This is a genomic window from Frigoribacterium endophyticum (assembly GCF_011759585.1).
GTDB lineage: Bacteria > Actinomycetota > Actinomycetes > Actinomycetales > Microbacteriaceae > Frigoribacterium > Frigoribacterium endophyticum.
Map to the genome: position 1 here is coordinate 641,757 of NZ_JAAOYV010000001.1, position 16,415 is coordinate 658,171.

The following is a 16,415-nucleotide window of genomic DNA, read 5'->3' on the forward strand; positions in this document are numbered from 1 at the left end:
GCTGCGCCGCCCACCGGGTCGCCTACCGTGTCGCCTGCGGGAGGCGCGACCGCCACGAGCGCTTCCGCGCCGCGATGGTCGCGATGGCCACGAAGAGCATGAGCGTCCCCTCGAAGAGCACGAAGCTCTCGGCCAGGGCCGTGACCCCGATCAGCACGAGCACCAGCGCCGGCCACACGTACGCCACGATCGGGTGCCCGGAGGCGGTGGTCCAGCTCCGGACGAGGGCGAGGGAGCCCGCCGCGACGAGCAGGAGCACGCCGACCAGGCCCAGCTGGAGCCACATGTCGAAGAACGCGTTCAGGCCCGTGGCGTAGGGGCGGCCGTCGGGGGCCAGCACCGTCGAGAACGGGAAGATGGTCGACGGCCACTGGCCGACGAAGCCCCAGCCCGTGATGTCGTGGACGCCGGCGAGGTCGCGGATGCGCGACCAGAGCGCGATCCGCACCGTGAGGTCGGAGGTGCCGTCGACGCTGCCGAGCAGGGGGCCGCGCAGCCCCCACGCGACGCTGCCGCCGACCACCACGACCGCCGTCACGACGCCCTGGAGGAGGGGCCGACGTCGCTCGGGGGCCCGACGGAGCGCCTGCAGCGCGAGGCCGGCGACGATCAGCGCGACCACGGCGAGGGCCGCGACGGGGGAGCGGGCGAAGAGCAGGACGGCGGCGGCGAGGACGCCGGAGGCGACCGCCTGGGAGCGGGGCACCGACCGGGTGAGGAACTCGACGGCGAAGGTGACGAGCGCGAGCGCGGCGAGGAAGCCCAGGTAGTTGCGCGTGCCCGCCAGCCCCTGGATCGGCCCGCCGGCCGCGAGGTCGCCCCGGATGCCGAGGAACCTGATGGGCTGGTCGATGAGGAGGCCCGAGAAGATCTCGAGGGCCATCGAGGTGACGAGGACGATGCGGAGCGCGTCGCCCACCGCCCGCACGACCTGCACCAGGTCACGGCCGAGGGCGAGGTAGAGCCCGAGCGCACCGAAGCCCGCCGCGTACGCGACGCCCCCGAGCGTCGCCCAGGTGTACTCGCTCCAGAGCACGCTGACGGCCATGAACCCGAACAGGGCGATGAGGGAGACGGGCAGGATCCCGTGCCACTCGATGTGCCGCCGGCCGCCGAACAGCGACAGCGCGGCGAGCACGAGGAGGGTGCCGAGCACGGCCAGGGCGCCCGGCCAGCCCATCACCGACCGGATCGCCTGCGTCGTCGTCGCGAAGAGGACGACGGCCACCGACAGGGCCTGCGAGAACTGCCCCCCGGCCGAGAACCCGACCCAGGCGGACAGGTAGCGGCGCAGGGGGTCCCGCGGGCGCTCGGCCGACCAGGAGGTCACCGGTCGCGGTCCGTCCAGCCGTAGGGGTCCCGACGCGTGACGACCACCAGCACGACGAAGACCGCCCAGCCCCACTCGACGATGAGGCGCGACTCGGTGAGGCCGTGCACCAGCAGGGCCGTCAGCAGGAGGACGGGGAGGAGGTCGAGTGCGCTCCAGGGCGCGACGCGCCCGACGCCGAGGACGCGCCGGTCGGTCGCCCACGACCACGCCCGCAGGGCCACGCCGACGACGACCAGCAGGAAGAGCGCGAGCCCGACGGCGCCGAGCTGGAACCAGACGTCGAGGTAGGCGTCGTGGGCCTGCAGGTAGACGACGCCGTTGCGCTCGGCGAGGTCCCGGAACGGCTCGGCGATGGGGATCCAGTAGCTGACCCAGCCCCAGCCGACGACGGGGTGCTGCACGGCGAGGTCGACGACGGCGGCCCAGATGTCGGTGCGGCCCGTGAGGTCGCCGCTGCGCCCCGCGAGGGCGAGCAGCGGGCGCCTGGCGAGCACGACGGCGAGGGCGGCGACCACCAGCACGGCGCCGGCGAGGCCGTAGACGCGGGGCCGGCGAGGAGGCGCGGTGCGGCGGACGACGACCGCCAGCGCGAGCACCAGCGCGACGGCCACGGCGCAGGCGGCGACGGTCGCCGACCGGGTCAGCAGGAGGGCGAGGACGGCCGAGACGACCCCGACGCGCACGGTGCTGCGGCTGATCGACCGCGACGAGGCCTCCGCGAGGGTGACGACGAGGGCGAGCAGCGCGAGGACGGCGAGGATGTTGCTGTTGCCCTGCAGCCCCTGGATGCGCCCGCCGGTGAACAGCTCGGCCCGCGACCAGAAGAACGCGTCGGGCACGCCCCCCGAGCAGTCGAGGTAGACGGGGCAGACGGGCTGTCGGACGAACGCCCCCACGACGACCTCGAAGAGCAGCGACAGCACGACGTGCAGCCGGAGGGCGCGGCCGAGCGCGGTGACGATGAGGGGCCAGGGCAGCGACACCGTGACCGCGAGCGCGCCGACGGTCGTGGCCAGCGTCGCGCCGATGCCGATGGCCGAAGCCGCCGGGTACTGCGACCAGGCGATCGACGCGACCGCGAAGGCCAGCCACAGGGCGAGGAGGCGCGGGAGCGTCCGCAGCCGGGGCGGGTGCCGCACGACGACGACCACCGCCGCGACCACCATGGCCCCGCAGACCAGCCCCCAGCCCCAGAAGCCGGTGCCGTTCCGCAGCACGTCGCCACCGAACAGGACGACGAAGACGAGCGTCGCGAAGAGCGTGCTCCGGTGCGCCGGGGGAGTCGACGGGTCGAGGCGCACGGGGGTCGTCGACGTCATGGGCACCAGGCTAGACGACCGGGGTCACGTCGCCCGCCCTCCCCCTGCTCACACGAAGGCGGCCTGGCCCGTGATGGCCCGCCCGACGATGAGGGTGTTCATCTCCCTCGTGCCCTCGTAGCTGTAGAGCGCCTCCGCGTCGGCGAAGTAGCGGGCCACGTCGTAGTCGAGCACGATGCCGTTGCCGCCGAGCACCTCGCGGGCCCAGGCCACGGTCTCGCGCATGCGCGCGGTCGTGAACGCCTTGGCGAGGGAGGCGTGCTCGTCGCGCTGGACGCCCTCGTCGAGCATCTGCGAGACGCGCACCACCATGCCGATCGACGCGGTGATGTTCCCGATGCACTTGACCAGCAGGTCCTGGACGAGCTGGTGGCGGGCGATGGGCTTGCCGAACTGCACGCGCTCGCCCGCGTAGGCCAGGGCCGCCTCGTAGGCGCCGATCATGTTGCCGACGGCCGCCCAGGCGACCTCGGCGCGCGTGAGCCGGAGCACCGCGGCGGTGTCGCGGAACGAGTTCGCCTGCTGCAGCCGCAGGCTGTCGGGCACCCGGACGTCCTCCAGGGTGATGTCGGCGTTCTGGACGATGCGGAGGCTCTGCTTGCCCTCGATCTTCGTCGCCGTGTACCCGGGGGTCGAGGTGGGCACGATGAAGCCCTTCACCTGGCCGTCCTCCGCGCTCTTCGCCCAGATGATCGTCAGGTCGCTGAACGTGGCGTTGCCGATCCAGCGCTTCGAGCCGTTCAGCACCCAGTCGTCGCCGTCCCGCGTCGCGACCGTGCGGAGGCCCTGGGCCGAGTCGGAGCCCGACAGCGGCTCGGTGAGGCCGAAGGCCCCGACGAGCTCGCCGCTCGCCAGCCGGGGGAGCCACTCCGCACGCTGCTCCGGCGAGCCTCCGACGCTGATCGACCCCATCGCGAGGCCGTTCTGCACGCCGCAGAACGTCGCCACCGACGCGTCGCAGCGGGCGAGCTCGAGCGCGACCCAGCCCCGGAAGACGGCCGAGTTCTCGAACGGGCGCGTCTCCTCCCACGGCATCCCGTAGATGCCGAGGTCGGCGAGCCCCTCCACGATCTCGTGGGGGAACTCCGCGCGCTCCCAGTGGCCGTTGACGATCGGCCGCACCTCGCTGTCGAGGTAGGCGCGCAGGTCGGCGAGGACGGCCTTCTCCCGGTCGCTGAGACCGGCCTCGTAGCCGTAGAAGTCGCTCGCCAGCGTGCTGAACGAGGTGAGGGTCGCTGATGACATCCGTTGCTCCGTTGCATCGTGTCGGTGCGGCGCGGCGCGCTGGCCGGACCGTCTCGGGACGACGCGAGCCTAGGCACGGCACCGAGGGGCGGCAACGGGGTTGGTAGTTTTGACCAACGCACGCCCCCGGTCGTCCTCGCGCCTTTGTAGAGGGGGCCCAAGCCCTCGTCGACAAGCAGGTCTCCGCATGTTCCTCGCCATCACAAACACCCCCCGCGACTACGCCTGGGGCTCCCGCTCCGCGATCGCCGAGCTGCTCGGCCGCGCGCCGTCGGGCCGCCCGGAGGCCGAGCTCTGGCTGGGGGCGCACCCCGGCTCCCCGAGCGTCGTCGTGAACCCCGCGGTCGTCGACGGCGCCGACACCCTGGCCGACTGGTTCGCGGCCGAGCCCGCCCGGGCCCTGGGCCGCGACCGCAGCGAGCTGCCCTTCCTGCTCAAGGTGCTGGCGGCCGACGAGCCGCTCTCGATCCAGGCGCACCCCACGCCCGAGCAGGCGAGGGCGGGCTTCGCGGCGGAGGAGGCGGCCGGGGTGCCGATCGACTCCCCGACGCGCAACTACAAGGACCCGTTCCCGAAGCCGGAGATCATCGTCGCCCTGAGCGAGTCCTTCGACGCCCTCTGCGGATTCCGCACGCCGGCCGAGACGATCGTCGACGTGGACGCCCTCGACGCGGGCACGGGGCGCCTCGCCGCCCTGCGCGGCAGCGTGGCGACGTCGCTGGAGTCGACCCTCGCCTGGCTCTTCGACGGCAGCGCCGAGTCGCGCGCGGTCGTGGCGGCCGTGGGCGAGCTGGCCGCCTCGGTCGCCGACCCGAGCCCGAGCGTCGCCACGGTCGTCGACCTCGCCGCGCGCTGGCCCGGCGACCCGGGCGTGGTCGTCTCGCTCCTCCTCAACCGCGTCACCCTCCGCCGCGGCGAGGCGCTCTTCCTGCCCGCCGGCAACGTCCACGCGTACCTCGGCGGCCTCGGCGTCGAGCTGATGGCCCCGTCCGACAACGTCCTCCGCGGCGGCCTCACGCCGAAGCACGTCGACGTGCCCGAGCTGCTCCGCGTGCTCGAGTTCGAGCCGCTGCCCGTGCCGAGGCTGCTGCCGGTCGAGACGGCGCCCGGCGTCGAGCGCTTCGAGCCCGGCGGCGTCGGCTTCGCCCTCCTCCGCGTGCACGCGGGAGGCGCGGGGGCCGTCGTCGAGATCGGCGGGCCGAGCGTCCTCCTCGTCACCGACGGCGAGGTCGTCGTCAAGGGGCAGGACGGCTCGATGCGCCTCCGTCGGGGCGAGTCGGCCTTCGTGACCCCCGACGAGGTCCGGCTCGCCGTGACCGGCGGCGGCCAGCTGTACGTGGCCACGCCCGCCTGAGCCGGTCGGCGCCCGCGGCCAGCCTCGGCGGGCGCCGCGCGCGCGCTCGGTAGGCTGAGCCGCATGTCATGGTTGGTCACCGGCGGCGCCGGCTACATCGGGTCCCACGTCGTCCGCGAGTTCACGAGGGCCGGCATCGACGCCGTCGTCTACGACGACCTGTCGTCGGGCCTCGAGGCGTTCGTCCCCGAGGGGGTCCCGTTCGTCCGCGGCACGATCCTCGACCGCGAGCTCCTGGCCGACACGATCCGGCAGCACGGCGTCACGGGCGTCGTCCACGTGGCCGGCTACAAGTACGCGGGCGTCTCCGTCCAGCGGCCCCTGCACACCTACGAGCAGAACGTCACCGGCACGCAGCGCCTCCTCGAGGCCATGGCCGACACGGGGGTCGACCGCGTCGTCTTCTCCTCGAGCGCGGCGGTGTACGGCACGCCCCCGACCGAGCTCGTGACGGAGGACACCCCGAAGTCGCCGGCGTCGCCGTACGGCGAGAGCAAGCTGATCGGCGAGTGGCTGCTGCGCGACCAGGCGGTCGCGGCCGGGCTCCGCCACACCAGCCTCCGCTACTTCAACGTCGTCGGCTCCGGCGAGGCCGGGCTGTACGACGCCAGCCCGCACAACCTCTTCCCCCTCGTCTTCGCGGCCCTGGCGGCCGGCCGCACGCCGCGCATCAACGGCGACGACTACGACACGCCCGACGGCACCTGCGTCCGCGACTACGTCCACGTCTCCGACCTGGCCGTGTCGCACGTCGCCGCGGCCCGCCGCCTCGACGCCGGGGAGGCCGTCGAGGCGGCCTACAACCTCGGCTCCGGAGGCGGGGTGTCCGTCCGCGAGATCATGGACGCCATGCGCGAGGGCACCGGCGTGGACTTCGAGCCGGAGGTGGCGCCCCGCCGCCCCGGCGACCCCGACCGCATCGTCGCCGACGGCACGCTCGCCGGCCGCGACCTCGACTGGGTCATGCGCCACAGCCTGCTCGACATGGTGACGAGCGCGTGGGCGGCGGCGCCGCGGGGCTGAGCACCTCGTCCACCGCGCTCGACGACACGCCCGGGCCGCGACGACGTGCCCCCAGGACGGGTGACGTCACCCGGGCCGGGCGGATCGTACCCCGACACGCCGGAGCGAGCTTGACCCTCGATGGGGGGTCCAGGGTTTATTGGGGCTCGACTTGACGTCGTGTAGTTACACCGGTGTAATTGCCTGAGTCGCAGCCGTTCGGGGGGCGACGACGTCGAGGGGAGAGGTGCTGTGGCGATCAACGAGAACCGTGTCGACGGGATCGGTGCCGGGCAGTCCGTCGGCGCCGCCGTGGCCGTGGAGGCCGGGGTGCCCGACGACTGGCACGTCGACCCGGTCCTGCTCGGCGTTCCCGGGGTCCGCAAGGTCGCCGTCGACGACGACGAGGCCCAGCTGGCCTGGCAGGCCGACTCGCTCTGCGCGCAGACCGACCCCGAGGCGTTCTTCCCCGAGAAGGGCGGCTCCACCCGCGACGCGAAGAAGATCTGCGCCTCGTGCGACGTCCGGGCCCAGTGCCTCGAGTACGCGCTGCGCAACGACGAGCGCTTCGGCATCTGGGGCGGCCTCTCGGAGCGCGAACGACGCAAGCTCCGGAAGCGCGCCTAGCCCGCTCCTCCACCGTCAGTCCCGCGGCGCACGACCCCTCCCGGGGCCGTGCGCCGCGGTCGTTCATCGACCCCTCACAGGTAGCGGCGGCGCGGCGCGGCGCGTCCGTCGCCCTCGGTGCCCGACCTAGGCTGCACAGGTCATGCAACCGAGAGTCACTGCGATCCTCGTCGCCCCTGGTGGAGCGACGCACCTCGACCGAACCCTCGACGGGCTGTCGCGCCAGACGCGACCGCCGGAGGCGCTCGTCGTCGTCGACGCCGGCGGCCGCGACAGCGCGGCGGGGCGCCTCTCGCTCAGCGGCGCGGCCCAGCTGACGAGCGTGCCCCCGACGACGACGTTCGTCGAGGCGCTCGCGCACGGCGCCCGGCTGTCCGGGAGCGGCGACGCCGAGCACGAGGCCGACGAGTGGCTGTGGTTCCTCGGGCACGACAACGCACCGCGCCCCCGGGCGCTCGAACGGCTGCTGTCCACCGTCGAGGTCTCGCCCTCGGTCGCCGTGGTCGGGCCCAAGCTGATGCGTCTCGACGACCCCGCCGTCATCGCAGGGTTCGGCGAGACCGTGACGCGGTACGGCGCCTCGATGGCCCTCGTCGAGGACGAGCTGGACCAGGGCCAGCACGACGACCGCCACGACGTGCTCGGCGTCGCCGCCGGCGGCATGCTCGTCCGCCGCAGCGTGTGGACCGCCCTCGGCGGCTTCGACCCCGGCCTGCCCCACGTCGACGCCGCCCTCGACTTCTCCGTCCGCGCCCGCCTCGCCGGTCACCGGGTCGCGCTCGTCTCCGACGCCCGCGTCGCGAGCGACGGCCCCCCCGAGGACTTCGGCCAGGCCGAGCCCCTCGGCAGCGGTCGGCGCACGCGCCTCCACCGGTCGGCGCAGCTGCACCGGCGACTCGTCTACGCACCCGCGGCCGCCCTGCCGCTGCACTGGCTGAGCCTCGTGCCGCTCGCGGTGGTGCGGAGCATCTGGCACCTGCTCACCAAGAACCCGGGCGCCGTCGGCGGCGAGTTCGCCACCGCCCTCCGAGCCGCGTTCGGGGGCACGCGCATCGCCCAGGCGAGGCGGTCCCTGTCGCGGACGAGGACGACGAGCTGGGCGGCGATCGAGCCCCTCCGCGCGACCTTCTACCAGATCCGCGAACGACGGGTGACGGAGCGTGACGCCCTCGTCGCCCGGGGCGAGGACGCCGGCGACCCACGGGCGAGCTTCATCGGCTCGGGCGGGCTCTGGGTCGTGGTGCTCACCGCCGTGGTCGGGGCGGTCGCCGTCCTCGACCTGCTGAGCCAGCCCGCCGTCACCGGCGGGGGCCTCCTGCCGCTCAGCACCTCCCTCGGCGACCTCTGGTCGTCGGTGGGCTGGGGCTGGCGCGAGATCGGCACGGGCTTCGTCGGGCCGTCCGACCCGTTCACGGCCGTCGTCGCCGTGCTCGGCTCCCTCACGGCGTGGTCCCCGTCTACCTCGGTGCTGCTCGTCTACCTGACCGCGCTGCCCGTCTCCGCGCTCGGTGCCTGGTTCGCGACGCGCCGCGTCACGAGCCGCGCGTGGGTGCCCGCCGTCGCCGCGGGCGTCTACGCCCTCTCGTCGCCGGTGCTGTCCGCCCTGCAGACCGGCCACCTCGGCGCCGCGCTCGCCCACGTCGCCCTGCCCTTCCTGGTCTGGGCCCTGATCGGGTCGGCCCGCTCCTGGGCGGCCGGCGCCACCGCCTCCCTCCTGTTCGCCCTGGTGGCGGCCTGCTCGCCGTCGCTGCTCCCGGCGCTCGTCGTGGTCTGGCTCGGCTCCCTGGCCACCCGGCCCCGCGGCATCCACCGCATGATCGCCGTGCCCCTCCCGGCCGTGGCGCTGTTCCTGCCGCTCGCGATCGTGCAGATCGGCCGCGGCACCTGGTGGGGCGTCTTCGCGGACCCGGGCGTGCCGGCCCGCACGCAGCCGGCGTCGCCGCTCCAGCTCCTCGTGACCTCGCCCGAGACGGGGCTGAACGGCTGGACGCGCCTCCTGGCGGGGACGGGCCTGTCGGCAGAGACCCTCGCCGTGGTCGTCGCCGTCGCCGTCCTGCCCCTCGCCCTCCTGGCCGTCGCGGCGCCGTTCGTCGGCACGCTGCGTCGCGCCGTGCCCGCCCTGGCGCTCGCCCTCCTCGGCTACCTGACCGCCGTGGCCGCCACCCAGGTCTCCGTCTCCGCCGTCGGCAGCGACAGCGTCGCCGTCTGGGCGGGCAGCGGCCTGAGCCTGTACCTGCTGGGGCTCGTCGGCGCCGCCGCCGTGACCCTCGACCGCCTGCCCCGCGTCGCCCCGCCCGCGGGCGTGCTCGTGGCCGTCACCAGCGTCGCCGTCACGGTGCCGGTGCTCATCGCCTCGTACGTCGGGACGTCGGACGTCCGCCCGAGCTCGGGGCGCATCCTCTCGGCCTACGTCACGGCCGAGGCCGAGGCGTCGCCCGACGTCGGGACGCTCGTCCTCACCCCGCAGCCCGACGGCTCGCTCGCCGTCTCGCTCGAGCGTGGCCAGGGAGCGACGCTCGACGACCAGTCGACCCTCGACGCCACGTCGCAGCGGCTCAGCGCGACCGACCGCGACCTCACCGTCCTCGCGGGCAACCTCGTCAGCCGCAGCGGCTTCGACCCTGCCGACGACCTCGACCGCCTGGGGGTCGGCTTCGTGCTGCTGGCCGGCACTCCCGACGACGAGCCCGCCGCGGCGGCGCTGGAGCGTCGTGCGGGGGAGGCCCTCGACGGCACCGCGACCTTCCTGCCCGTCGGCGACACCTCGAACGGGCTCCTCTGGCGCTACGTCGCCGCGTCCGAGCGGCCGGACGACCGGCCGGACCCGGGGCCGCTCCGCCCGATCGTCGGCGTCACGTGGGCGCTCGTGCTCGGCTCCGCCCTGCTGCTCGCGCTCCCGACCACGCCCCGCCGTCGTCGGTCACGGGCCGGCGTGCCCGAGGCCGAGCAGCCCGCCACCACCTTCGACGAGGAGCGAGATGACTGAGCGATCCGCAGCCAGGACCACCGGACGCGTGGCGGTCGGCGTCGTGGGGCTCGCCGTCGCCGCCCTGGTCGTCGGCGCGGCGGCCGTCGTGCCGCTGCCGGCGCTCCGCACCGAGCCGGCCGGCCAGCTCGTCACCCCCGTCCCCGTCGACCAGCAGCGCGTCTGCGCAGGGAGCGTCCTCCGCCTCTCGGACGCGGAGGGGCAGCAGGCCACCACGGCCAGCGCCGTCGGCCGGGCCGAGGTCGACCGCGGGTCGACCGGCGACGACGACGTCGAGGCCCTCGCCGGCGCCGACGGCAGCTCGTCGTCGCCACAGCTCGTGACGGCTCCCGTCGTCGACGACGACGTCCCCCTCGTGGCGGCGGCGCAGAGCCAGGTCGTCGACTCCGACGACCTGGTCGGCTTCGCCTCCGCGCCCTGCACCGAGCCGACCAGCTCGACCTGGCTGGTGGGCGGGTCGACCGAGACCGGGCGCGTCTCGCTCATCACCCTCGTCAACCCCACCGACGTGAACTCGACGGTCGACCTCAGCATCTGGGCCGAGGACGGCACCGTGCAGGGGCCGGGGATCGACGGCATCGTGGTGGCCCCGCGCAGCCAGAAGGTGGTGCCCCTCTCCGGGTTCGCGACGGGCCTCGCCTCTCCCGTGGTCCACGTGCAGAGCCGCGGCGGCCGCATCGTCTCCACGCTGCAGCAGTCGGTGGTCCGCACGCTCGACCCGGGCGGCGTCGACATCGTCAGCGGCTCGGCCGAGCCCGCGACCACCGCGGTCGTGCCGGGCCTCGTCGTCCGCGACTCGGCGAACCTCGAGGCGGCCCTCGCCGACGAGGGCAGCGCCGACCTCCAGAGCGTCCTCCGGGTGCTCGTGCCCGGCGACACGGGGGGCACCGTGACGGTCGACGTCGCGACCGCCGACGGGACGGGCACGAGCTTCGAGACCGAGGTGGGCGCGGGGCGCGTCACCGACGTGCCGGTGGACGGCCTCGCCGACGGGGTCTACACCGTCCGCGTCGAGTCGCCCGTGCCGGTCGTGGTGGGCGCCCGGTCGTCGACGGTCTCGGGCGAGGGCGCGGTCGACCTGGCCTGGGCCTCGTCCGCCTCGGCGCTGGACGACGACACGCTCGTCCAGGTGCCGGAGGGCGAGGGCGCCGTCCTCAGCATCGTCAACCCGTCCGCCGACGCGGCGACGGCGTCCGTGGCCGTCGAGGCCGCCGGCGACGACGCGGCGGGGCAGTCCGAGGAGGAGCCGCGGGAGGTCCCCGGCGGCTCCACGGTCGCCGTGGCGGTGGCCGCGGGCGACCGCGTCACGCTCAGCGGCGCCGACGGCCTCCGCGCCGGGGTCTCGTTCTCCGGGCCGGGCGCTCTGGCCTCGTGGGCGGTCTCGTCGCCGTTGCCCGCCTCCTCGCCCGTCACCGTCTGGCCCTAGGGGCCGTCGGCGGACCCCGGTCGCCCGGTCAGGGCCCAGGCGCCGTGCCGGTGCCGCACGGGGTCAGCCGTCGCGCCAGCGCTCCGGAGCGATCTCCCACGGGTCCTCGCCGAGCAGATCGGCGACCGCCCGGAAGACCCAGCCCTCGACGACCGAGCGGTGCTGCTGCTCGGGGTCGGCCAGGCGCCGCGACTCGGGGACGGGCGTGAGGCGCTCGATCGGCAGGCGGTAGACCACCACGCGGCGCGCCCGCCGGTCGACCCGCCAGCGTTCGACGTGCGTCTCGTCGGGGTCGGCGGGCATCGCCTCGACGTCGACCGTGACGTCGTCGAGGTCGTCGGGTCGCAGCTCGCGCAGGTACTCCACGGTGGCGGCGACGACGTCGTCGAAGGTGTCGACCCGGGTGCGCAGGAAGGGCAGGTGCGGGCCCGCGACGGAGGAGCGGAGCCCCCGGCCGTGACGGTCGCGCTGTCGGGACCGGTCGGTGACGCGGTGGGGCCTGGCCATCCGCCCATGCTACGCGGCCCCTCGGGGGCGGTCGGGTACTCTGGCGCCGATGGACGAACGCCCCTGCAGCAAGGTCGCCTGCCACGACGAGGCGGTGGCGACGCTGACCTACGTGTACGCCGACTCGATGGTCGTCGTCGGCCCGCTCAGCGGCCGCGTCGAGCCGCACGGGTACGACCTCTGCGCCCGTCACGCGACATCCCTGTCCGTGCCTCAGGGCTGGCAGGTCCTGCGCCGGGTAGTTTTGGGGCATGACCTCTGAGAACACCGTCGACCTGACCGCCTTCGTGAAGACCTACGACGTGAGGGGGCTCGTCGGGAGCCAGCTCACCGAGGAGGTCGTCGAGGCGTTCGGCGCGGCGTTCGCGGACGAGATCGAGGGCGCGGGGCACGACCTCGTCGTCGGCCACGACATGCGCGACTCCTCGCCCGCGTTCGCCGCCGCCTTCTCGCGCGGCGCCCAGGCCCGGGGCGCGAACGTCGTGGCGCTCGGCCTGTGCTCGACCGACGAGTCGTACTTCGCCTCCGGCTCGCTCGACGCCCCGGCCGCCATGTTCACCGCGAGCCACAACCCCGCCACCTACAACGGCATCAAGATGAGCCGCGCGGGCGCCCAGGGCATCAGCCTCGGCACGGGGCTCGCCGACGTCCGCGACCGTGCGGCCGCGTACCTCGCGGAGGGCGTCACGCCCGTCGACGCCCCCGGTTCCCTCCGCGAGTACGACGCGCTGGCCGACTACGCCGGCTACCTCCGCGGGCTCGTCGACCTCGCGGGCGTCCGCCCGCTGAAGGTCGTCGTCGACGCCGGCAACGGCATGGGCGGCATGACCGTGCCCGCGGTGCTCGGAGAGGCCGCCGGGCTGCCCGGCCTCCCGCTCGAGATCGTCCCCCTGTACTTCGAGCTCGACGGCACCTTCCCGAACCACGAGGCGAACCCGCTCGAGCCCGCCAATTTGGTCGACCTGCAGGCCGCCGTCGTCGAGCACGGCGCCGACCTCGGCCTCGCCTTCGACGGCGACGCCGACCGCTGCTTCGTCGTCGACGAGAACGGCGACGCCGTCACCCCGTCGGCCGTCGCCGCCATCGTCGCCGTGCGCGAGATCGCGCGCGTCCGCGCCGCCGAGCCCGACGCCGACATCGCGGTGATCCACAACCTCATCACCTCGCGGGCCGTGCCCGAGGCGATCGTCGCCGCGGGCGCCACCCCTGTCCGCACGCGCGTGGGCCACTCGCTCATCAAGGACGAGATGAAGGCCACGGGCGCGATCTTCGGCGGCGAGCACTCGGCGCACTACTACTTCCGCGACTTCTGGGGCGCCGACAACGGCATGCTCGCCGCGATGCACGTGCTCGCCGAGCTGGGCCACCAGGGCGAGCCCCTGTCGACGCTGACGAACCGCTACACGCCCTACACGGCGAGCGGCGAGATCAACTCGACCGTCGACGACGTGCCCGCGGCCTACACGCGCATCGTCGAGGCGTGGGCGTCGCGGGGCGAGGTCGACGAGCTCGACGGCCTCACCGTCTCGGGCACGGCCGACGACGGCTTCTGGTGGTTCAACGTCCGCCCCTCCAACACGGAGCCGCTGCTGCGCCTCAACGCCGAGGCGGCGACGCCCGCCGGCATGGAGCGCCTCCGCGACGAGGTGCTCGCGCTCATCCGCGCCTAGCCGACGTCGGCGCCCCGGGGCGGGCGTACCCCAGGGGGGTATGCTCGCCCCGTGGACGCAGGAGGCGCGGTGCGCGACGACGAGGGCCGGGCCGACCCGGGGGCGGTGCCCGGCCCGCCGGAGCCGACCCGCGACTCCTCGGCGACCGGGGGCCCCGGCTACGTGGGGGCCGGCTCGAAGGAGCAGATCGTCAAGCGCCTGCGCCGGGCCGAGGGGCAGGTGCGCGGCATCCAGCGCATGGTCGAGGACGACGTCTACTGCATCGACGTGCTCACCCAGGTCAGCGCGGCGACGAAGGCCCTCGAGACCGTGGCGCTGCAGCTGCTCGAGGACCACCTCGCCCACTGCGTCGCCGAGGCCGCCCGCGAGGGTGGGGCCGTCGCCGACCAGAAGATCGCCGAGGCCTCCGCCGCGATCGCGCGCCTCGTCCGTTCCTGACGGGCTGCCGGGCGTCGCCCCGGCGACGCGACACACGCTGTCGGGTGGGGGAGGATGGTGACATGCCCACTACTACGACTTCGCTGCCCTACAAGGTCGCTGACCTGAGCCTCGCCGAGGCCGGACGCCACCAGCTCCGCCTCGCCGAGAACGAGATGCCGGGGCTCATGGCCCTCCGTGAGGAGTTCGGCCCCACCCAGCCGCTCGCCGGCGCCCGCATCGCGGGCTCGCTGCACATGACCGTGCAGACCGCCGTGCTCATCGAGACCCTGACGGCGCTCGGCGCTCAGGTCCGCTGGGCCAGCTGCAACATCTTCTCCACGCAGGACGAAGCGGCCGCCGCGATCGTCGTCGGCCCGACCGGCAGCCCTGAGCAGCCCCAGGGCGTCCCCGTCTTCGCCTGGAAGGGCGAGACGCTGGAGGAGTACTGGTGGTGCACCTCGCAGATCTTCGACTGGTCCGCCGAGGCGGCCGAGGCCGGCGCCGAGTTCGCCGGACCGAACATGATCCTCGACGACGGCGGCGACGCCACGATGCTCGTGCACAAGGGCCGCGAGTTCGAGCTCGCCGGCGCCGTGCCCGCCGACGCCCCCGGCGACAGCCAGGAGTGGAAGGTCATCCTCGAGGTGCTCCGGGGCTCGCTCGCCGAGTCGACCGACCGCTGGACGACCATCGGCGCCGAGATCCAGGGCGTGACGGAGGAGACCACGACCGGCGTGCACCGGCTCTACGAGCTGTCGCGCGCGGGCGAGCTGCTCTTCCCGGCGATCAACGTCAACGACTCGGTGACGAAGTCGAAGTTCGACAACAAGTACGGCATCCGCCACTCGCTGCCCGACGGCCTCAACCGCGCCACCGACGTGCTGATCGGCGGCAAGGTCGCCTTCGTCGCGGGCTACGGCGACGTCGGCAAGGGCGCGGCGGAGGCGCTGCGCGGCCAGGGAGCGCGGGTCATCGTCAGCGAGGTCGACCCGATCAACGCCCTCCAGGCCGCGATGGACGGCTACCAGGTCGCGAAGCTCGAGTCGGTCGTCGGCGCCGTCGACATCCTCGTGACGGGCACCGGCAACCTCAACGTCGTGACGGTCGATCACCTCCTCGGCCTGAAGCACCTCGCGGTGGTCGCCAACGTCGGCCACTTCGACAACGAGATCGACATGGCCGGCCTCGAGTCGATGGCCGGCGCCGAGCGCGTCGAGATCAAGCCCCAGGTGCACGAGTGGCGCCTCCCCACCGGTCGCAGCATCCTCGTGCTCAGCGAGGGCCGCCTGATGAACCTCGGCAACGCGACCGGCCACCCCTCGTTCGTCATGAGCAACTCGTTCGCCAACCAGGTGCTGGCCCAGATCGAGCTGTGGGCGCACCGGGACCGCTACGAGACCGACGTCTACGTGCTGCCCAAGCACCTCGACGAGAAGGTCGCGCGCCTGCACCTCGACGCCCTCGGCGTCGAGCTGACGACCCTCACCGACGAGCAGGCCGCCTACATCGGCGTGCCCGTGGCGGGGCCGTACAAGGTCGACCACTACCGGTACTGACCACCACGGGGCGGGCCAGCGGGCCCGCCCCGTCGCCGGAGGCCGCGTCGCCGGAGGCCGCGGCGGCGAGGGTCAGCGCGTCGGGAAGCCGGGCACCGTGCCGGTCAGGGCGGGGTCGAGGCGCCGGAGGAGCGCGGCCTCCCGGCCGAGGGCGACGGCCTCGCGGTCGCGTCGGAGGGCGCTGACGCCGGCGAGGAACGACTCGGCGTCGACCGCCGGCACCGGCGACACGAACGCGGCCACCTCGTCGGCGAGGCCGACCGAGACCCGGTGCCGGGAGGCGGGCGAGAGCGCCGGGGCCTGCTGGAGGAACGACGCCACGCGGCGGGCGAGCGGGGCCGGCAGCCGGGCGACGTCGGCGACGGTCGCCCAGCCCACGAGGTGCGGCGGCAGCTGCACGACCACGCGGCCCATGCGCGGAGCTCGCTCGTTGCGGCTGTACGTGCCGGCCATCAGGTCGCCCAGGCGCCGGGACGAGCGGTTGAGCAGGGCGACGACGACCGCCAGGCCGCCGGTGGTCATGACGATCTCGAGCAGCCCCACGAGGGAGCGCGTCAGGGCGTGGCGGAGGCCGATCGCGCCGCCGTCGAGCCGCACGATGCGGGCGCCGGTGGCCAGCTTGCCGAGCGACCGGCCGTGGCTGGCCGTCTCGACCACGAGGGGGAGCCCGATCAAGCACGTCACGACGCTCGCCACGACGAGGGCCTGGGCCACGGCGTCGTCGACGGCCCCGGCCTCCGACAGCGCGCCGACGAGGACGACCAGCAGCACGAGCACGAGGGCGTAGACCGCGTAGTCGATGAGGGCACCGGCGACCCGGAGCACGAAGCCGGTCGGGCGGAGGTCGAGGGCGACCGCCTCGCCGACGACCAGCTGGTCGGACGAGCCGCCCAGCGACTCCACCTGGTCGGGCCGGAGCGTGATCGGCGCTCTGCCACCTGCGCGGGGTCGGGACATGCCTAGTATCTAA

14 protein-coding genes are annotated in these 16,415 nt (G+C 74.4%); 9 read left to right on the forward strand and 5 right to left on the reverse strand.

Features of this window, described 5'->3' with window-relative positions:
* Nucleotides 1-22: 22 nt before the first annotated feature.
* Genes FHR77_RS03020 through FHR77_RS03030 form a run of 3 tightly spaced genes read right to left on the reverse strand, consistent with a single transcriptional unit; the run spans nt 23 to nt 3,897 of the window.
* Nucleotides 23-1,330: an exopolysaccharide production protein gene (locus tag FHR77_RS03020; protein ID WP_167258721.1), complete on the reverse strand. Its 1,308-nt coding sequence runs from the start codon at nt 1,328-1,330 to the stop codon at nt 23-25.
* Nucleotides 1,327-2,652, reverse strand: a complete 1,326-nt coding sequence (locus FHR77_RS03025; RefSeq protein ID WP_167258723.1) for an O-antigen ligase family protein — start codon at nt 2,650-2,652, stop codon at nt 1,327-1,329. Before FHR77_RS03025 ends, FHR77_RS03020 begins: the two co-directional genes overlap by 4 nt.
* 48 nt (nt 2,653-2,700) lie before the next feature.
* Complete coding sequence (locus FHR77_RS03030) at nt 2,701-3,897, reverse strand: acyl-CoA dehydrogenase family protein (RefSeq protein ID WP_167258725.1); 1,197 nt, start codon at nt 3,895-3,897, stop codon at nt 2,701-2,703.
* Between the two features lie 187 nt (nt 3,898-4,084).
* Between FHR77_RS03030 and manA the strand changes: the two genes are divergently transcribed.
* The 5 genes from manA (at nt 4,085) to FHR77_RS03055 (ending at nt 11,292) form a co-directional block, all read left to right on the forward strand.
* Nucleotides 4,085-5,251 carry a mannose-6-phosphate isomerase, class I gene (gene manA / locus FHR77_RS03035; protein ID WP_167258727.1) on the forward strand — a complete coding sequence of 389 codons (1,167 nt, stop codon included), beginning with the start codon at nt 4,085-4,087 and terminating at the stop codon, nt 5,249-5,251.
* Between the two features lie 63 nt (nt 5,252-5,314).
* A complete protein-coding gene (gene galE / locus FHR77_RS03040; RefSeq protein ID WP_167258729.1) occupies nt 5,315-6,274 on the forward strand; it encodes a UDP-glucose 4-epimerase GalE in 960 nt (319 codons plus the stop codon).
* Between the two features lie 291 nt (nt 6,275-6,565).
* On the forward strand, nt 6,566-6,880 hold the full coding sequence (locus FHR77_RS03045) for a WhiB family transcriptional regulator (RefSeq protein ID WP_341777268.1): 315 nt from the start codon (nt 6,566-6,568) through the stop codon (nt 6,878-6,880).
* A gap of 142 nt (nt 6,881-7,022) precedes the next feature.
* On the forward strand, nt 7,023-9,866 hold the full coding sequence (locus FHR77_RS03050; RefSeq protein WP_167258731.1) for a glycosyltransferase: 2,844 nt from the start codon (nt 7,023-7,025) through the stop codon (nt 9,864-9,866).
* A complete protein-coding gene (locus FHR77_RS03055) occupies nt 9,859-11,292 on the forward strand; it encodes a DUF5719 family protein (protein WP_167258733.1) in 1,434 nt (477 codons plus the stop codon). Before FHR77_RS03050 ends, FHR77_RS03055 begins: the two co-directional genes overlap by 8 nt.
* 63 nt (nt 11,293-11,355) lie before the next feature.
* Here the strand turns inward: FHR77_RS03055 and FHR77_RS03060 are convergent, their stop codons facing one another.
* The gene (locus tag FHR77_RS03060) at nt 11,356-11,799 is read right to left on the reverse strand and encodes a hypothetical protein (RefSeq protein ID WP_167258735.1); all 444 of its coding nucleotides are present in this window, start codon (nt 11,797-11,799) and stop codon (nt 11,356-11,358) included.
* Nucleotides 11,800-11,848: 49 nt separating this feature from the next.
* On the opposite strand from FHR77_RS03060, the gene FHR77_RS03065 reads away from it, so the two are divergent.
* From FHR77_RS03065 to ahcY, 4 genes are all read left to right on the forward strand, one after another.
* The gene (locus FHR77_RS03065) at nt 11,849-12,061 is read left to right on the forward strand and encodes a DUF3499 family protein (protein WP_167258736.1); all 213 of its coding nucleotides are present in this window, start codon (nt 11,849-11,851) and stop codon (nt 12,059-12,061) included.
* Nucleotides 12,051-13,469, forward strand: coding sequence for a phosphomannomutase/phosphoglucomutase (locus FHR77_RS03070; RefSeq protein ID WP_167258738.1), 1,419 nt, complete (start codon nt 12,051-12,053; stop codon nt 13,467-13,469). The genes FHR77_RS03065 and FHR77_RS03070 overlap by 11 nt, the downstream gene beginning before the upstream one ends.
* Before the next feature lie 162 nt (nt 13,470-13,631).
* Nucleotides 13,632-13,907, forward strand: coding sequence for a metal-sensitive transcriptional regulator (locus tag FHR77_RS03075; RefSeq protein WP_056055744.1), 276 nt, complete (start codon nt 13,632-13,634; stop codon nt 13,905-13,907).
* A 62-nt stretch (nt 13,908-13,969) separates the two neighbouring features.
* Complete coding sequence (gene ahcY, locus FHR77_RS03080) at nt 13,970-15,445, forward strand: adenosylhomocysteinase (RefSeq protein ID WP_167258740.1); 1,476 nt, start codon at nt 13,970-13,972, stop codon at nt 15,443-15,445.
* Between the two features lie 72 nt (nt 15,446-15,517).
* On the opposite strand, the gene FHR77_RS03085 is transcribed toward ahcY, so the two are convergent.
* Nucleotides 15,518-16,402, reverse strand: a complete 885-nt coding sequence (locus FHR77_RS03085; protein WP_167258742.1) for an RDD family protein — start codon at nt 16,400-16,402, stop codon at nt 15,518-15,520.
* Nucleotides 16,403-16,415: the final 13 nt, after the last annotated feature.